The following is a 16,462-nucleotide window of genomic DNA, read 5'->3' on the forward strand; positions in this document are numbered from 1 at the left end:
CCTATACAAATAGTATGTTGCTTTATTTTCGTTGCAGCCGCGAGAATCGCATCTGCTCCGCCGTAATCGGCCTGTTGTGATCACGCTGATCATGCTACGCGCATAAGCACAACACCACTCGCAATCACACATTCAACCTACATCGCAGGTGGCGGCAAATTCAGAAGTGTTTGATGTAACCGCGCCCCCGCATCCGCAGCGTTAACCCGCCGCTCCATTAACAATCTCATCCCGCCCGTTTCGACCACACCACGATCTTTGAAATCCATCAGCAAAGCGCGTGATACCATTCGCGGTTTGAGCTGCTGAACATTCTTAGCCAGATCGTTCATCAGATGCGCAATCAATTTCTCATCGCGCGTCTGCAGCCCCATCTCCCCGTTGCGAAGATTCAGATTCACCGTTGCCGATGACACATCCGAAAACGCGCCAAGACAGACAAACACCGACAACGTCAGTGTCAGGTAAGGCATCGCCATTTGTGATGATCTCTTCTTCACAACAATCATTATCGACCAGACCCTTCCATATGGTCAAGCCAGCTCCCCCGGAAAACCCCGGAAGTGTATTAATTCTCAAATCTACACCAGGTTAAATTGCCTCCCCTCAAGCCCGCCACTGTCGGTGGCAGGGTGTTTTCGATTGAAATATCAATCGCCTGCAATCTGATTAATACCGATCAAACCCCTTCCTCACCTACAATTAATCTGTTCGCAGCTTAATCCCCGCAACGCATCATGAAAGACACCTTTATCCTCTAATCAGACTAGATTTATGCACCAACCTGCCCAGAATACTTCATGAGTTGGCTAGCCCAGCCGATAACGATATCATCACTCCTACTGTAGGTTTATGACAATTTAATTGCCTCCTGAGCTGGGCCCCCTTCAGAAAACAGTCGCCCACGCAGCCGGTTACAGCTGCCGCAATTTTTATTTTTGCGATTTCTGTAATTAACTGCCAATCCATGAGTTACTGTCTTTTGAAGTCGGCCTCCAGTCAACGGTCGCGCTCTCACCCCTGTGTCACATGGAAGCAGGCTCATGAATATTCATGAATATCAATCGCGTGAAATGCTCCAAACGTTCGGAATCCCCGTTCCGCCCGGCATTTTGGTCCAGAACCCAGTCGCCGCTGAAAAAGCTTTCGATGAGCTTCAAAAACGGTACGGCTCCGCGGTTTGTGTCGTTAAAGCACAAGTCCACGCTGGCGGACGCGGCAAGGGTGGCGGGGTCAAACTCGTCAAATCAGCCGAGGAAGCGCGTAAAGCCGCAAACGATATCCTGAGCAAACCCCTGATCACGCCGCAAACACCACCTGAAGGTGTTCCAGTGACCAAACTTCTTGTCGCTGCAGGTGTTGAGATCGAAAAAGAATACTACCTCGCGATCACCGTCGACCGCGTGACCGCATGTCCCGTCCTCATCGCTTCCAGCGAAGGTGGCATGGATATCGAGGAAGTTGCCAAAACTAACCCCGAAGCCATCATCCGCGAGCCGATCAGTGCCGTGGCAGGTCTTCGTGCGTATCAGGCACGTAAGATCGCTTATTTCCTAGGGTTTAAAGGCAAACAGGTGCGTATGGCAGGCAAGATCATGCATCAGCTTGCCGATCTGTTCCTCAAGAATGACGCGAATCTTGCTGAGATCAACCCGTTGGTCGTCACCAAAGCGACTGATGAGCATCCAGACGGCACAGTTATCGCCTTGGATGCAAAGCTAAACTTCGATGAGAATGCGATGTTTAGGCAAGACGACGTCAGAAGTTTCGAAGACCCAACCGAAGAAGAGCCAGCAGAACGTCGCGCCAAGCAATTCGGCTTGTCCTACATCAAACTCGACGGCAATATTGGTTGCCTCGTCAATGGTGCAGGCCTCGCGATGTCCACGATGGATATCATCAAACTGCACGGCGGCGAGCCTGCCAACTTCCTCGACGTCGGCGGCTCAGCGTCGGAAGAGGCTGTCACAGAAGCATTTAGGATTATCCTTGGCGATGAAACCGTGAAGGGTATCTTGGTCAACATCTTTGGCGGCATCGCCAAATGCGATACGATTGCCAAGGCGATCATCACCGCGGCCAAAGAAGTCGGATTCAAAGTACCTTTGGTTGTCAGACTTGAAGGCACGAACGTTGAGATTGCCCGCAAGCTGCTCGAAGAAGCCAAGGGTGACATCCCGATGATGGAAATCGGCAAAGACCTCACCGATGCTGCTAAGAAGATTACCGCCCACATCGCGGCGTGATTTTAAGGCAATGCGGGATATTGAAGTGATTGATTCGGGGGGGGGTGAATTGTAAAAAATGTGGCGGGCGGCAGTTAAGACTGCCGCTCGTTTTTTAAGCGTAACCCAACCGGCTCTTAGGAAGGATAAGTCAGATGAAAGTTGAACCATTTTTGGCAGAATTGAACCGATTACGCCAGGACATTGATAAAGATGATACAGACATGGAGTGGTTGACACTTCATCATGTGTTCTGCTTCGTCAGTTATAAAATGGGTGATTTTGAGAAGTATCTCAACGAGCATGAAGCGATGGGCGAGTTCGAAGCGTACAAAGAAGAGATGGGTATCGAAGACTAATCCCCCCATCCCCCCCATCATCCCCCCTCCCCCGCATCCCTCTCTTTTTTTCTTCCCCCCATGCCCTCTTTTCTCCCTCCCTCCTCATTACCTACATAACTAATCAGCGCATAGGTAGGATTCATGTTTGTGCGCAAATTTGGTTTTATTTAACAGTGTTAAATGACGAGAAATGCGCGCTCAAATGCGCGTTTTTTTGTTTGTTTCGGCGCGTTTGCGCGCACAGATTCTTCAAATTAGTGATTTACCCGCAACCGAAATGACTCAAAATAGATGAAAAATCGCTAGAAAAATGATCATTTTTGGCGATAACCGCGCGCTAACTGAATAATCCACACGAGTGTGAAAATAGCAAAATGCGCGTTTGTGCGCGCATTCAAAAAATTACCGTAGGCAGATTGATAGATTTAGCGAATCCGATGATTGATGGGTTGATGCTATTTATAGCACGTCATGTATTGGGTGTGAATCATACAACTTAATGTCGACTAACTAGGAGTTAGACGTGTTGGGCTGTAGGAGCTGCTCAGCGTTTGACGCGAGGTGGAGGTCGAGTTGTGGGAAGGGGATGCCGATGTCGGCGGCGTCGAGGGCGGTTTTGACATTTTGCGTGATGGCTTCACGGACGGCCCAGTAGTCATCGGTTTTGGCCCAGACGCGGACAGACCAATCAATCGAGGATGGGCCGAGCTGGAGGAGGTAGATGGCGGGTTCGGGGTCGGTGAGGACGGCATTGGTTTGGGATGCGGCTTGAAGGAGTATTTGCCTTGTTTTTTCGAGGTCTGCGGTGTATTCGGTTCCGACGGCGACATCGACGCGGCGGGTTGGGTGATAGGTGATGTTCTCGATGGTTGAGCCAAAGATTGAGGCGTTGGGTACGATGATGCGGCGGTTGTCGGGGGTATCGAGTGTGGTGGTGAAGAGTTCGATTTCGAAGACCTTGCCGGTAGTTCCGGAAACGGTGATGACGTCGTTGACTTTGTAGGGTCGGAAGATGAGGAGCATGATGCCGGCTGCGAAGTTTGAGAGTGTGCCTTGGAAGGCGAGACCGATGGCGAGCCCAGCGGCGGCGATGAGTGCTGCAAATGAGGCGGTTGAGATGCCGAAGTATCCGAGGACGGAGATGATGGCGATGGCCATGATTGACCAACGCGTTGATTTGGCGAAAAAGCGTGTGAGAGTTTCGTCGATTTTGGTTTTTCGCATAGAGGATGCAACGATGCGTGCGGCATAGGACGCGATGAGGTAGGCGAAGAAGAGGAGGACTAGGAGGAGTGCGACTTGGGTGAGGATGGGGAGGAGGATGGCAAAAAGAGATTGGAAGTCACCGATTTTCAGTGCATCGTAAGCGGCGGTGAGTGTTGAAGGGTCAGCGATGGAGTTTGTATCGGGTGTGGGATCGGGGTTTATTTGCGAGATTGTGTTGGTAACTAATAGATGAATAGATGATGGTATGAGCATATTGTTCTCCTCAATGCTGCGATGTGATGGGTCATGCGCCTATGAAATGCTTTTAGAAGGCGCGATGAAGCAGCATTATAGAGGAGGTGTGTGTGTAATTGAAGTTAGCGTTTTGGGTTTTCACATTGTGAGGGAATGAGGAAGAGGTCGATGATTTGGCCGATGAGAAGTAGTCCGCCTGTGAGGATCCAGATGATGCCGGTGACCCAACGACCGGAGTAGAAACGGTGGATTCCGCATAGGCCAATGAAACAGAGACACCAGAGAAGATAGGCTGTGGGCGTTGATGGTTTGTTTAGGTTGTTTACTTGCATGATTTTTCCTTGTGTTTTTCAGTATTTCCTCAGTATTGTAAGTGTTGAGTAGATGCAGGTGTGAGAGAATGAGGCGTTTCTTCCCTGATGTTGGGAGATGTGTTGTTATTGATGTTTGAAAGGATCGTGGTATGCGAGTCATGATTGCGACGGTTGGATCACGGGGTGATGTGCAGCCATATGTTGCGTTGGGTGTTGGATTGAAGGAGGCGGGCCATGAGGTGGTTGTATGCTGTCCGAGTTCGTTCAAGGAGTTTGTTGAGGGGTATGGGCTGCGGTATGGGTATATGAATAATGAGGTGATCGATTTGATACAGTCGGATTTGGGAAAGGAGCTAACGGAGAATTTGACGAATATCGTGAAGACGATTAACGCGTTTTTCCGGTTATATAAGCAGATGGGGCCGATGCAGCAGCGGATGATTGATGATGGTGGTGAGGTGGCGAAAGAATTTGAGCCTGATGTTGTGGTGTATCATCCGAAGGCGAGCGGCGGGCCGTGGTATGCGGAGCTGGTGGATGGGAAGGCGATGATGGCTGTGCCGATGGGGATGATGGTTCCGAGTGGTGAGAAGCCTTGTATAGGGTTTCCTAACTTGCGATTAGGTTGGTTAAATCGGTTGACGTATAAGCTGGTGATGTGGCTGTCGATGAAGGGGATTCGTAAGCATATTGAGGCGTGGCGGGAGAATATGGGGTTGAAGGGAAGGAGTATCTATCGGAATTTAGTGTTTAAGAGAGATGGGGAGATGTTGCCGGTGATGCATTGTTATAGTGGACTGGTTGGAGATGAACCGAGAGATTGGCCTGAACAATCGGTGGCGACGGGGTATTGGTTTTTGGAGCGGAATGATGGGTGGATTGCTGATGAGGGGTTGGTGAAATTTTTAGAAAGTGGGGATGGGCCGATTGTGTATGTTGGGTTTGGGAGTATGTCGGGTAAAAATCCGGAACGACGAGCGAAGGCGGTGGTTGAGGGGTTGTTGAAGGCAGGTGCTCGAGGTGTGATATCGAAGGGTTGGGGTGGGATGGCGAGCGGTGAACTGCCAGACTCTATTTATGAGATAGATGATGTGCCGCATGATTGGCTGTTTGAGAAAGTGGATGTGGTGGTGCATCATGGTGGAGCTGGATCGACGGCTGCGGGGTTGAGAGCGGGGAAGCCGACGATTGTTTGTCCGTTCTTTGGTGATCAGCCGTACTGGGGTAAACGGGTTTGGGAGTTGGGTGTTGGACCGAGGCCGATTCCTCAGCGAAAGATAACGGGTGAGAAGTTGACTCAAGCGATAAGAGAGGTGCTGAGTGATGAGAAAATGAAACAGAAAGCGAAGGTTCTTGGAGAACAATTGCGTGTGGAGAATGGGGTTGGTGAGGGGGTGAAATTTGTAGAGAAATATGGAGCAAATGAACGGGTTTATTGAAGTGAGATTTTGACAAATGAGATGGTGCCGGGGCCGTATTTACCTTCGTCGCCGGTGACAGCGATGATGTGCTGTTTGTTGGTGTTGGGGTCGGTGTGTTTGATGAGTGTGAGGCCTTCAGGACGCTTGCCTACGTCAACTTTTTTGATGAATTGTGGTGAGGTTGGGTCGGTGAAATTGTAGACGAGGATGCAGTCGCCGCGTTCGACGGCGAGGACGCCGATGATGTATGAACCGAGGCGTGCGAGTTTGATTGCTTCTGGTTCACGGCGTTTGTTGGACTTTTTCTTTGATACGTCAGGACGGATATCGTGATGAGCGAGGAAGATGGGGTCGGCGGTAAGGTTGTTCGGATCGACCCAGATGAGTTCGAAGGATTGTCCACCGAGGTTGCCAAGTTTGTCGAAGGTGCCTTCTTCGGCGGCGGCGATAAGAGCACCGAGTTGTGATGGATTGTGAGGGTTTGGAATGTTGTGGAGGATATCGAGGCCATCGGGGCCAGCGTTGAGTGAAAGTGGGGTGGCGAGCGCGATGGCGGGCTTACTTTGAAGATCGACGAGGACGAGTGAAGATTGTTCTTGAATGGTGATGGCTGCGAAGCGGGAGAGCGGATCGACGGCGACAAATTCGGGCTCGATGATGCCCAGGGGTTTACGGAGGTGTTTGGCAAGGCCGGGTAGGTCGAATGCTGGGAGCGGTGGATCGTAAGCGCGGCGTGTGGTGGTGAGATTGGTGATGTCTATGAGATGAATAGAAGCGTCGGTGGTGGTGAGAGATTCGGCTTCGTTGGCGATGATGGCGTAGCGACCATCGGGTGTGATGGCGATGGAATCGGGGTGCTGACCGACGGTTTGGTTGAGTAGTATTGTGCCACGGTTTTGTGGGGTGAGATCGAAAGCGAGGACGCGCCCGGGTAGGCCGTAATCTTGAGAGAGTACTGTGACGATAACGATGGGACGTGAGGGATGGATGGCGACGCTGGTGGGCTCGTAGGTGGTGGGAAGGCCTTGATCGCCGGGGTGCTCGTCGTCGTGATCTTCTGCGATGAGGGTTGGGTTGAGTGGGTCAGTGAGAGTGAATATATCAAGCGTTTTCCAGTGTGAATTGGTGGAAACAAGTGTTTGAGAAGGCGCGTGATATTGGACAATCTCCGCGGTATAGGCGGAGATGTCGATGGTTTTGAGATGGGTTGCGGTGATGGCGGGCTGAGCGGCGAGTGAGGTTGTGAGTGAAAGTGTGAGGAGGATATATTTAAGCATGGGATAATCGGTCTAATTGAGGGTTAGTCGGTGGCTGGGCCGAAGGGATTCCAGATGAGGTTGGTTTTGTTCCAGTTGTTGATGGAAGGGTTTTCGGGGTTGATTGTCTCATCTTGGGAGAAGTGCGCGGCGTGACCATCGGCGAAGACGAGGTGTCCGCCATTAGAATGACGGCCAGCGAAACGCTTCCAGTCGGTGCGACCTCGGCCTAGTTCAGATTCGTTAACGCTGTCGTAGAAGGGGTTGTCTTTGTCTACTTCATCTTGGGTTGTGCGGATTTCGAGCATAATGATGGTTGATGATGCATTGCGGATGTTGTCGAGCATGACTCGGCAGTCCGGGTTGTGTTTGAAGGAGGATGATTCACCTCTGATTGAGGGAACTTCTTTGTTAAGCTCAGAGTTGGTGACATAGTTGAAGAAGTAGTGGCCAGAACCTGCATTGAAAGGTGCGTTGGCGGGTATGTCTGCGGAAGGGTCAAAAAAGATTGAGTCGGATCCTTCGATAAGAATCTCGGGTTTTGTAGAAGCTTTGGCGGAGAGTTCGCGGTACTTGGGTTGGCCAACATATGGGGGGACGAGGTTGCCCCACCACTTGTCATGGAGGAGGCCGTTGTAGCCTTTTTTGACGGCGCCGGGTTCTTTTTCACCTTCCCAAGGGAGGAGTCCGCGTTCGTCGTTTGTGGCCATGGTTGTGGCGAGGCCCCACTGACGTAGATTGGACATTGATTTGAGGGCGGCAGCGGTATTGCGTGCGGAACCTAGTGCGGGGAGCAGGATACCGATTAGCATCGCAATAATCGAAATGACAACTAAAAGTTCAATGAGTGTGAATGCGTTGTTTGATTTATTTGATATGTTGTGCATGTTTATCTCCGTGTTGTTGAGTGAGATTATGCGGTGTGAATGTTTGTATGGCGTTACGGGCATGTTAGGAGTGATAGAAATGTCTGTGATATGAGAGTTGGGGGTTAGGTTTGTAAGTAAAAACGCTGACCGTGAAGGCCAGCGTTTTGTTGTTTGGTTATGTGTGAGATTATTTGCGTCGTGAGAGGATGGCGAGTGTGCCGAGGGATAGTAGTGCGAGTGAGGCTGGTTCCGGGATGGTGACGCCGAAGGCTGAGAAATCTTGTGAGAATGCGCCACTGCCCCAGGTGTTGGCTGCGCCGAAGGATGAGGATGAGCCGTCGTTGTAGTTGGCGATATCGTAGGGTATTTGCAGTGAGTTTTCGTATTTGAAGACTTCTTGGCTGTTGACGCCGCCGGATGCGCCGCCGGTATCTTCACCGATGGGGCCGAAGAGGGTTGTGTTGTCGCTTGTGGTAAGGGTGAGGTTCCAGTTGCTGTTGCCGACGGAGAAGATGCCGCCGTCGTCGGTGGATGAGGAGGCGATGAGGTTGGTGTCGCCTGCGTAGATGTGCGCCCAGTTATCGCCTGATGCGAAGTTGGTTGTGGTGTCGGAGCCGTTGACGATGATTGAGCCGGATTCGTGTGCGATGGTCATTTCTTCGGCGAATGTGATGATAGTGCCAGCGGTGAGCGACGACCAGAAAGCGTTGTTTGAGAGGGTAAGTGAGCCTGAGGTGCCATCTTCTTCCCATGCGAGAGTGGCGCCGGTGAGGTCGACGGTCGAGCCGGAAGTACCATCGCCGAGGACGGTGAGTTCGAACCAGTTGCCACCGTTGCCGAGGACTGTGCCGAGGGTGGTGTCTGATTTATCGTTTTTAAGAAATTTGGTTGAGCCAACAGCGTTGTATTCGTTGAGGATGACGGAGGGGCCGGAATATGCAGCGAAGGCTGAGGTGGTGAGAAGTGCAGCTGTAGCAAGTGCGATTGATTTAGCGATCATCTTTATCTCCATTTTGATGAATGACAGCAAAAGTTTGCTGATCGTTTCCAAGAAAGTGGTGACATGATGAGCTAGTCGCGTTTGAGATGTGTCATAGGTTTGTGAGATTTTAATGAGCAAGGTGCAGACAGCGAAAAAGAAGGCTTTTTAAAGGATATACCTGATTATTTGTGATTGCTTATGCATTAAGTCTGGGTTCTTGTCGGAAGAAGGCTTTTATTGAGTTGTGATATTCACGTAAGATGATTGATGACGTGCTTTTTTTGTGATTGCGAGTCAGAGCCAGGAGCAGTGTGTTGTTTATCGAATTTTTAGTTACTTCGTTGATTGTTATTTTGCTGCCTGGGACGGGCGTGCTTTACACGATCACGGTCGGGTTGAGGAATGGTGTGAGAATGAGCATATTTGCTGCGCTTGGTTGCACATTTGGAATCGTGCCGCACGTGATTGCATGTTTGACGGGGTTGGCGGTATTACTGCATGCGAGTTCGGTTGCTTTCACTGCGATCAAATACATTGGTGTTTTGTATTTGTTTTACATGGCATGGATGACGTTTAAGGATCGTGAAGGGATGGTTATTGATGATGAGAAGTCGATGGTGAAGCGAGATTGTTTGGGTGTAGTCAGAAGTGGGGTCTTGTTGAATATATTAAACCCAAAGTTATCGCTGTTTTTCTTGGCTTTTTTGCCACAGTTTGTGCCGAGCTATGAGGTGAATCCGACGTTTCGAATGATGTGGATGGCGTTGATTTTTATGGGGATGACGTTTGTTGTCTTTATTGGATATGGTGTGTTTGCTGCGGCAGCGCGTCAGTATGTGATAAGCAAGCCGAGTGTGATGGCTTGGCTGCGGAGGGGTTTTGCTGCCACGTTTGGCGTTTTGGGTGTGCGGTTAGCGATTGATTGATGGGGTTATGTGTATTGCCATTTGGGGTGGCGACATTGCCCGGGGATGAGGACGAGGTCGATGATTTGTCCGATGAGAAAGAGGCCGCCGGTGAGAAGCCAGAGGATGCCGGTGACCCATCTGCCGGAGTAGAAGCGATGGACTCCAAATAAGCCGAGGAAGCAGAGAAACCAGAAGATGTAAGCAAACTCCGGTTTAGGAGTGTGGATGATGGGATCGGCGTTTGGACAATTGCAATTGGGGCAGTTCATGAAGGAATCCCGGAGAAATTTAGGTGTGAAGATAAGGGGGTTACGTGATTGTTTGCGAACGTACTATTGGAGTTATGAGCTTACGTTGTGACACATCACTCGTATGTATTATTGAAGTATGTGGATTTTCACGTCGCGATTAATTGTGGTGATTTTTGCAGGCACTTGATCATTGATTGGGAAGACACCTCATGACCGGCGGTCATGGGCTTGAAGTTGATCTGATGAACAATCCTTAGGCGGTGGTGGGTTGCATCATTTCGTCGCGGTCAAGTTTGCCGTCTTTGAGGCGGATGATGCGCTGGCAGCGGTCGGCGACGGATTCGTCGTGGGTGACCATGATGATGGTGAGGCCACCGCGGTGAAGGTCGTCGAACATGTTGAGAATGTCGTTGCCGGTTTTGGAGTCGAGGTTGCCGGTGGGTTCGTCTGCAAGGAGGATGGCGGGTTTGTTGACGAGTGCGCGAGCGATGGCGACACGCTGCATCTGGCCACCTGAGAGTTGTGATGGGCGGTGTGTGAGCCGATCGGAGAGGCTGACTTTTGAGAGTGCGTCTTTGGCGGCTTCCTCGCGTAGGTGTTTGGGTAGGCCTTGATAGAAGAGGGGGACTTGTACGTTTTCGAGAACGGTGAGTTGTGGGATGAGATTGAAGGCTTGGAAGACGAAGCCGAGTTTTTGGCCGCGGATTTGTGAGAGATCTTCGTCGTTCATTTGGGCGACATTGGTGCCATCGACAAGATAATCGCCTTTGGTGGGTCGATCGAGACAACCAAGCATGTTCATGAGGGTGGATTTGCCGGAGCCTGAGGGTCCCATGATGGCGAGGTATTGGCCTTCGGGGATGGTGACGGATACGCCGTCGAGTGCGTGGACTGCAGGGGCGTCTTTGTTCTTTTGGTAGATTTTGTAGACGTCATTGATGACAGCGACTGGCTTGGACACGGAATGGCCTTTCGTTGGAAGCGGGCGAGATTTTTATTATACAGGCTGAGGCATGGGGATGCGTGCGACTTTTGTGCGGATTTTGGGTTTAAACGGGTGCTGCAACGGATTCGATGATTTGTTGCATGATGCGTTGCGAGGTGATGCCGCCGGTGTCGTGGATGTAGTTTTTGGGTGTGATGCGGTGAGCGAGGACGGGGATGATGTTGTCGGCGATGTCGTCAGGTGTGACGTAGTCGCGGGAGTTGAGGAGTGCGGTTGCTTTGGCAGCGTGGATGAGTGCGAGTGAACCGCGGGTTGAGACGCCGATTTGGATTTGGTCGTTGGTGCGTGAAGCATTGGCGATGGCGACGATATAGTCGATGAGTGTTTGATCAATGGTGATGTTCTGGGCTTGTTGCTGAAGCTCGATGATGGTCTGGATGGACATGACGGGTTTGAGGCTTTTGAGTTCGGTGCGTGAAGGGTCGCGTGTGAGGACTTGTGCTTCGTCTTCGGGTGAGGGGTAGCCGAGGGAGATGCGCATGAGGAACCGGTCGAGCTGGGATTCGGGGAGGAAGTATGTGCCTTCGAATTCATAGGGGTTTTGTGTGGCGATGACGCAGAATGGTGGTGGGAGGTGGTGTGTCGTGCCGTCGATTGAGATTTGTGATTCAGACATGACTTCAAGGAGGGCTGATTGGGTTCTCGGTGTTGTGCGGTTGATTTCGTCGGCGAGGACGATGTTGGCGAAGATGGGGCCGGGCTTGAAGTTGAATTCAGTTTTGTGCTGATCGAAGATGGTGACGCCGAGGATGTCTGCGGGGAGCATGTCTGGGGTGAGTTGTATGCGGGCGATGGAGCCGTCGATTGATTTGGCGAGTGCGGATGCGAGCATGGTTTTGCCAACGCCGGGGACGTCCTCAATGAGGAGGTGTCCTTGAGCGATGAGGCAGGTGATGATTCGGTCAACGGCCTTGGGGTTGCCGAAGAAGCATCGGGCGATATTGTCACGAAGTGGTTGTAGGCTTTGCATGTTTGTGGTGTCGTCCCGGGGAAAAATTACAGGCTAAGAACACTATCGATGATTACTGACGTCAATAGATGAGGGTGTGCGTTAATTCGCGTGAGGAATTGGGTAGATTGAGGATAATGAAAAAGTGGGAAAGTGTGAAGAGGTAAATCGTTTGCGGATTACCGGACGGGTGTGGTGTGTTATCGGGCGAGAAAAGTGGTGTAGTGGTTGAATTTAGGGATGGTTGGGGGGAATTAGGGCCCAAGGGAGGGAGGTTGCCGATAGAATGATAGTGAATGGATTCAATTATTGGGGCGAGAATTGTATCGATCGGGGATGGCGAAGGATCGCATTGTTGGGAGGGGAACCAGTCTAGGGCAGTGAAGATGTGAGAAACTGTCTACAAAAGGATGCAAGTAAGAGGCGCGCGTGTCAGAACGTTTTAACCAGCTTTGGGGGCGAATTGAGAGCTATGTGAGCACCCAGCCGTTCCAGGTGTTTGTGGAGCTGGCGATCATATGGTTGGTTGTATACGTGATATGGCGATTTTTGAGGGGTACGAGGGGGGCGCGTGTAATTAAAGGGCTGGCGGTCATTCTTGTTGCGGTGGTGTTGATCAATTTTATTAGTAGCGGTAGCAAGTTTGAGCGGCTGGATTTTTTGTCGAGCAACTTTTTGACGGTCGTTTCGTTGATGCTGGTGATTGTGTTTCAGCCAGAATTAAGGCGAGCGTTGGTTCGGTTGGGTGAAGCGAATTTCTTCAAGCAGACAGGTCTTAGGAAGGCAAGGTTGATTGAGGAGGTTTTGGCGTCAGTGGCGTATATGTCACGGAACAAGATTGGGGCACTGATCGCGATTGAGCGCCAGGTAGGATTACGCGGGGTCGTTGAGGCGGGGACGAGCTTGAATGCAGAGATTAGCCGAGAGTTGCTGCAGACGATATTCTGGCCGGGGAGTGCGCTGCATGATATGGGGGTTGTGATTCGGGGTGATCATATTGCAGCGGCAGGTGTGCAGTTCCCACTAGCTGAGGGGGAGAAAATACCTTCAGAATTGGGTTCACGGCACAGAGCAGCGATTGGATTGTCACAAGAGGCGGATGCGCTGGTAATTGTGGTGAGTGAGGAGACGGGGATCATCGGGCTGGCAGAACGGGGGGAATTACGTCGCGGCTTCACGATTGACGAGCTACGCCCTGTGTTGACGAAAGAACTTGGGAAGCTGAATATTGATGTGGTGGATGATGAGATTGCAGCTGGTGTGGGCGGGGTCGAGAGTGGTGGTGTTGAGGGGAAGAAAAAGAAGGTGAAGGAAAAGAAGACTGAAGAGGGTGGATGATCCAGGTTTGTAACATGAAGAAAAAGTTGCTGGACAATCTGACGACGATATTTGCTGTGACGGCGATCACACTACTTGTGTGGTTGTGGGCGGAGAGTCGTAATATTGTGCAGGACAAGTTGCCGGATGTGCGGGTGAGGTTTGTGTCATCGCAAGCAGATGAGCCGTTACGCATTACGGTGGACGGAAAGTCAGGCGAGAAGGCTGACGAGCAGACGGTTTCTGTGACGTATCGCGCATCGAGGGGAGAGGAATCACAATTATTAGATGCGATTTCGAAGATGGGCACGATCATGTTGCCGGTGCATGAGGGGGACACGGTTGTGTCGTTGAAGACGTTGTTGAGTGAGAGTGAGGTTTTTAAGCCTTACGTTGTGAATATTGTGTCGACGGATCCGGCGTCAGCAGAAGTGACGGTATTGCCATTGGTGACGAAGATTGTGCCAGTGAAGGTGAAAGCGAATGGGCCGATCAAGCTTGAGGCAACGGCTGAACCGAGTGAGGTTGCGGTGACGTTACCGGGGATGTATGCATCGCAGTTGACGGAGATGACGGCTTATTTACAGCAAGAGGTTTATGGCGATGCTGAGGAGAATGTGCCGCAGAGTGAGCGTGGTGTGCCGTTGAGTGGGCCGTATTGGTTCCATGAGGTTGACCCGATTGTGAACCCGAGTACGGTGCAGGTAAATTTTACGGTGACGAAGCAGACGGAGAAGTACACGTTGCCGACGGTTCCGATTTATGTGAGCGCGGCGCCATCACTGTTGCAACGGTATGAGATTAATTTGCCTGAGGATCAGCAGGTATTGAAGAATGTTGAGTTGGAAGGGCCTGCGGATGTGATTGGGATGATCAAGCGGGGAGAGAAGCGAATTGTGGCGGAGATTCGGCCGACAGCGGCTGAGTTGGAGGGTGGGATTAAGTATGTGGCATTGCATATCAATACGCCGGATCAAGTGAAGGTGATCTCGCCGTTGCCGCAGATTCCGGTGACGGTAGTGGTGAGAGAGGGTAGCGGTGCGGTGCAGGGATTGGGAAGCAGTATGCAGTTGCGGTGATATGGGGTGTGTTGGGTTTATTGTGGTGTAGGGGCGTGATGTGATGCGTGGGGGCATGTCTGCTAGAATGTTGCTGATATGAGTACAGCAGCAATGAATATACCGGCTTATTGTGAAGAATTGGGATTGAAAGCTCAGGCGGCAAGTCGTGCGCTGGCGGATGTGTCAGGCGCGAGGCGTGATGATGCGCTTCGGGCGATCGCAGCGGCGATACGTGCGAATGCACAGACGCTGAAGCGTGAGAATAAGAAAGATCTTGAGGCGGGTGAAGCGAACGGGCTTAGCTCGGCGATGCTTGACCGGCTGAAGATTGATGATGCGGGTGTGGAGAAGATTGCGAAAGCGGTTGAGGAAGTTGCGGCTCAGGGAGATCCGCTGGGTGCTGTGCTTGAGGGGAAGGTGTTGCCGAACGGGATCAAGTTGCAGAAACTTCGGGTGCCGATCGGTGTGGTGCTGATTATTTTTGAAAGTCGGCCGAATGTTACGAGCGACGCGGCGGCGCTGTGTCTGAAGAGTGGGAATGCTTGTGTACTGCGCGGCGGTAAGGAAGCGGTGCACTCAAATAAGGCGATTGCGAAGTGTGTACAGGAAGGGCTGTCGAAGGCCGGCCTTGATCCGAATGCTGTGCAGTTGGTTGAGACGACAGATCGTGCGGCGGTGGGTGAACTGCTACGCCAAGAAGAGACGATCGATTTGTGTATACCACGCGGTGGCAAGAGCTTGATTCGTGCGGTTGTTGAGCAGGCACATATTCCTGTGATTAAGCATTACAACGGGATCTGCCATACGTATGTGGATGGGGATTGTGATGAGCAGATGGCTGTTGATTTGTGTGTGAATGGCAAAACGCAACGGACGGGTGTTTGCAATGCAACCGAGACGATCTTGCTTCACAATGATGTGGTTGAAAGCGGATTAGCGAAGAAGATTTGTGATGCACTTGTTGCGAAGAGTTGTGAGATTCGCGGATGTGAGAAGACTCAGGCGATTTGCAGTGCGGCGAAGGCTGCGACGGAAGAGGATTGGGGTGAAGAGTATCTGGACCTGATCGTGTCGATCAAAATTGTGGACTCGATTGATGAAGCAATCGGGCATATTAATCAGTATGGTTCAAAGCATACGGATGCGATTGTGACAACGCAGATTAAGGCAGCAGAGAAGTTTACGAAGCTGGTTGATACGGCGAATGCTTTTGTTAATTGTTCGACGCGATTCAGTGATGGTGGTGAGTATGGATTAGGTGCTGAGATTGGTATCAGTACTGACAAACTGCATTCACGCGGGCCGATGGGTGCGGCGGATTTGACGACGTATAAGTGGGTGGCGTATGGCGATGGCCAGATACGTGGGTGATTAAAATTTCAAAGATGAATCAATTGATTAACCATCGGAGTCGTGTATGACAAATGCCGAATCGTCGACTATAGCGCACATTGGTGAGCAGAAGTATCATGTCAAACGGAAGATTTTGAAACTCTTTGGTGGCGAGTTTTATGTTTGGAATGAATCTGAAGATTTGGTGATGTATTCGAAGATGAAGGCCTTCAAATTGAAGGAAGATATTCGGATTTACACTGACGAAGGCATGCTTGAGGAGTTGCTCACGATCAAAGCCCGTAATGTGATTGATCTTGGTGCGACGTATGATGTGGTTGACGCGAAGACGGGTGATAAGATTGGCGCTTTGAGGCGGAAGGCGTTGAAGTCTTTCATCCAAGATGAGTGGTTGATTCTTAATGAGGAGGATGGTGAGGTTGGGAAGATTGTTGAGGATTCGACGGTGTTGGCGATTATCAGGCGTTTCGTGAGTTTTGCGACGTTATTCATGCCGCAGAAATATCACATTGAGATATGCGGAGAGATGATTGCAACGTTGCAGCAAAACAGGAACCCCTTGGTTTACAGGCTCAATGTCGATTTTTCGATGGATGCTTCGCAGCAGTTGGATAAACGGTTAGGAATAGCGGCCGCGATTTTACTGGCTGCAATCGAAGGCAAACAGGGGTGATTGAAGTTTGTTTGAGTCTTATGACAATAGACGCAGTATGCTGAGTGTGTGCTGCGTTTTTTTTATTGAGGAATC

At 51.0% G+C, this 16,462-nt stretch carries 17 protein-coding genes; 8 read left to right on the top strand and 9 right to left on the bottom strand.

Annotated features, from left to right (window positions below; all coding sequences use genetic code 11):
• Window positions 1–137: 137 nt before the first annotated feature.
• Entirely contained in the window at window positions 138–479 is a 342-nt protein-coding gene (locus KS4_RS08405; RefSeq protein WP_234698872.1) for a hypothetical protein, read from the bottom strand.
• Window positions 480–1,043: 564 nt separating this feature from the next.
• Here KS4_RS08405 and sucC point away from each other — a divergent pair.
• Window positions 1,044–2,246, top strand: a complete 1,203-nt coding sequence (gene sucC, locus KS4_RS08410) for an ADP-forming succinate--CoA ligase subunit beta (RefSeq protein ID WP_145076980.1) — start codon at window positions 1,044–1,046, stop codon at window positions 2,244–2,246.
• Between the two features lie 134 nt (window positions 2,247–2,380).
• Window positions 2,381–2,584 (top strand): hypothetical protein, encoded by a 204-nt coding sequence (locus KS4_RS08415; RefSeq protein WP_145076982.1) that lies wholly within the window; start codon window positions 2,381–2,383, stop codon window positions 2,582–2,584.
• Between the two features lie 492 nt (window positions 2,585–3,076).
• Here KS4_RS08415 and KS4_RS08420 read toward each other — a convergent pair whose 3' ends face one another.
• Entirely contained in the window at window positions 3,077–4,045 is a 969-nt protein-coding gene (locus KS4_RS08420; RefSeq protein ID WP_145076984.1) for a mechanosensitive ion channel family protein, read from the bottom strand.
• A 104-nt stretch (window positions 4,046–4,149) separates the two neighbouring features.
• Window positions 4,150–4,359 (bottom strand): NINE protein, encoded by a 210-nt coding sequence (locus tag KS4_RS08425; RefSeq protein WP_145076986.1) that lies wholly within the window; start codon window positions 4,357–4,359, stop codon window positions 4,150–4,152.
• Between the two features lie 131 nt (window positions 4,360–4,490).
• Here KS4_RS08425 and KS4_RS08430 point away from each other — a divergent pair, with 131 nt between their 5' ends.
• Entirely contained in the window at window positions 4,491–5,780 is a 1,290-nt protein-coding gene (locus KS4_RS08430) for a glycosyltransferase (RefSeq protein WP_145076988.1), read from the top strand.
• On the opposite strand, the gene KS4_RS08435 is transcribed toward KS4_RS08430, so the two are convergent.
• The 3 genes from KS4_RS08435 to KS4_RS08445 form a co-directional block, all read right to left on the bottom strand.
• Complete coding sequence (locus tag KS4_RS08435; protein WP_145076990.1) at window positions 5,774–7,039, bottom strand: hypothetical protein; 1,266 nt, start codon at window positions 7,037–7,039, stop codon at window positions 5,774–5,776. The two genes, KS4_RS08430 and KS4_RS08435, sit on opposite strands and share 7 nt — an antisense overlap.
• Window positions 7,040–7,062: 23 nt before the next feature.
• Window positions 7,063–7,905 carry a type II secretion system protein gene (locus tag KS4_RS08440; protein WP_145076992.1) on the bottom strand — a complete coding sequence of 281 codons (843 nt, stop codon included), beginning with the start codon at window positions 7,903–7,905 and terminating at the stop codon, window positions 7,063–7,065.
• Between the two features lie 169 nt (window positions 7,906–8,074).
• On the bottom strand, window positions 8,075–8,887 hold the full coding sequence (locus KS4_RS08445) for a PEP-CTERM sorting domain-containing protein (protein WP_200761719.1): 813 nt from the start codon (window positions 8,885–8,887) through the stop codon (window positions 8,075–8,077).
• Window positions 8,888–9,183: 296 nt separating this feature from the next.
• On the opposite strand from KS4_RS08445, the gene KS4_RS08450 reads away from it, so the two are divergent.
• Window positions 9,184–9,795 (top strand): LysE family translocator, encoded by a 612-nt coding sequence (locus tag KS4_RS08450; RefSeq protein WP_145076995.1) that lies wholly within the window; start codon window positions 9,184–9,186, stop codon window positions 9,793–9,795.
• Between the two features lie 5 nt (window positions 9,796–9,800).
• On the opposite strand, the gene KS4_RS08455 is transcribed toward KS4_RS08450, so the two are convergent.
• From KS4_RS08455 to KS4_RS08465, 3 genes are all read right to left on the bottom strand, one after another.
• Entirely contained in the window at window positions 9,801–10,046 is a 246-nt protein-coding gene (locus KS4_RS08455) for a TM2 domain-containing protein (RefSeq protein WP_145076997.1), read from the bottom strand.
• Window positions 10,047–10,281: 235 nt separating this feature from the next.
• Window positions 10,282–10,989, bottom strand: a complete 708-nt coding sequence (locus tag KS4_RS08460) for an ABC transporter ATP-binding protein (protein WP_145076998.1) — start codon at window positions 10,987–10,989, stop codon at window positions 10,282–10,284.
• Window positions 10,990–11,077: 88 nt separating this feature from the next.
• Window positions 11,078–12,004: an AAA family ATPase gene (locus KS4_RS08465; protein ID WP_145077000.1), complete on the bottom strand. Its 927-nt coding sequence runs from the start codon at window positions 12,002–12,004 to the stop codon at window positions 11,078–11,080.
• A gap of 408 nt (window positions 12,005–12,412) precedes the next feature.
• Here KS4_RS08465 and cdaA point away from each other — a divergent pair, with 408 nt between their 5' ends.
• The 4 genes from cdaA (at window position 12,413) to KS4_RS08485 (ending at window position 16,387) form a co-directional block, all read left to right on the top strand.
• Complete coding sequence (cdaA, locus tag KS4_RS08470) at window positions 12,413–13,321, top strand: diadenylate cyclase CdaA (RefSeq protein ID WP_145077002.1); 909 nt, start codon at window positions 12,413–12,415, stop codon at window positions 13,319–13,321.
• A 14-nt stretch (window positions 13,322–13,335) separates the two neighbouring features.
• Window positions 13,336–14,379, top strand: coding sequence for a YbbR-like domain-containing protein (locus KS4_RS08475; RefSeq protein WP_145077004.1), 1,044 nt, complete (start codon window positions 13,336–13,338; stop codon window positions 14,377–14,379).
• Between the two features lie 78 nt (window positions 14,380–14,457).
• Window positions 14,458–15,732 (top strand): glutamate-5-semialdehyde dehydrogenase, encoded by a 1,275-nt coding sequence (locus KS4_RS08480; RefSeq protein WP_200761720.1) that lies wholly within the window; start codon window positions 14,458–14,460, stop codon window positions 15,730–15,732.
• 46 nt (window positions 15,733–15,778) lie between these two features.
• Complete coding sequence (locus KS4_RS08485; RefSeq protein WP_145077006.1) at window positions 15,779–16,387, top strand: hypothetical protein; 609 nt, start codon at window positions 15,779–15,781, stop codon at window positions 16,385–16,387.
• Window positions 16,388–16,462: the final 75 nt, after the last annotated feature.

The sequence above is a fragment of the Poriferisphaera corsica genome, from assembly GCF_007747445.1.
In the GTDB taxonomy this organism is placed as follows: Bacteria; Planctomycetota; Phycisphaerae; order Phycisphaerales; family Phycisphaeraceae; genus Poriferisphaera; species Poriferisphaera corsica.

Bases quoted from the DNA above. Each gene is read 5' to 3' on its own strand.
- KS4_RS08475 (WP_145077004.1), top strand. From the start codon at position 13,336: ATGAAGAAAAAGTTGCTGGACAATCTGACGACGATATTTGCTGTGACG.
- KS4_RS08435 (WP_145076990.1), bottom strand. From the start codon at position 7,039: ATGCTTAAATATATCCTCCTCACACTTTCACTCACAACCTCACTCGCC.
- KS4_RS08480 (WP_200761720.1), top strand. From the start codon at position 14,458: ATGAGTACAGCAGCAATGAATATACCGGCTTATTGTGAAGAATTGGGA.
- KS4_RS08445 (WP_200761719.1), bottom strand. From the start codon at position 8,887: ATGATCGCTAAATCAATCGCACTTGCTACAGCTGCACTTCTCACCACC.
- KS4_RS08455 (WP_145076997.1), bottom strand. From the start codon at position 10,046: ATGAACTGCCCCAATTGCAATTGTCCAAACGCCGATCCCATCATCCAC.
- KS4_RS08440 (WP_145076992.1), bottom strand. From the start codon at position 7,905: ATGCACAACATATCAAATAAATCAAACAACGCATTCACACTCATTGAA.
- sucC (WP_145076980.1), top strand. From the start codon at position 1,044: ATGAATATTCATGAATATCAATCGCGTGAAATGCTCCAAACGTTCGGA.
- KS4_RS08465 (WP_145077000.1), bottom strand. From the start codon at position 12,004: ATGCAAAGCCTACAACCACTTCGTGACAATATCGCCCGATGCTTCTTC.
- KS4_RS08485 (WP_145077006.1), top strand. From the start codon at position 15,779: ATGACAAATGCCGAATCGTCGACTATAGCGCACATTGGTGAGCAGAAG.
- KS4_RS08420 (WP_145076984.1), bottom strand. From the start codon at position 4,045: ATGCTCATACCATCATCTATTCATCTATTAGTTACCAACACAATCTCG.
- KS4_RS08430 (WP_145076988.1), top strand. From the start codon at position 4,491: ATGCGAGTCATGATTGCGACGGTTGGATCACGGGGTGATGTGCAGCCA.
- KS4_RS08425 (WP_145076986.1), bottom strand. From the start codon at position 4,359: ATGCAAGTAAACAACCTAAACAAACCATCAACGCCCACAGCCTATCTT.
- KS4_RS08405 (WP_234698872.1), bottom strand. From the start codon at position 479: ATGGCGATGCCTTACCTGACACTGACGTTGTCGGTGTTTGTCTGTCTT.
- KS4_RS08415 (WP_145076982.1), top strand. From the start codon at position 2,381: ATGAAAGTTGAACCATTTTTGGCAGAATTGAACCGATTACGCCAGGAC.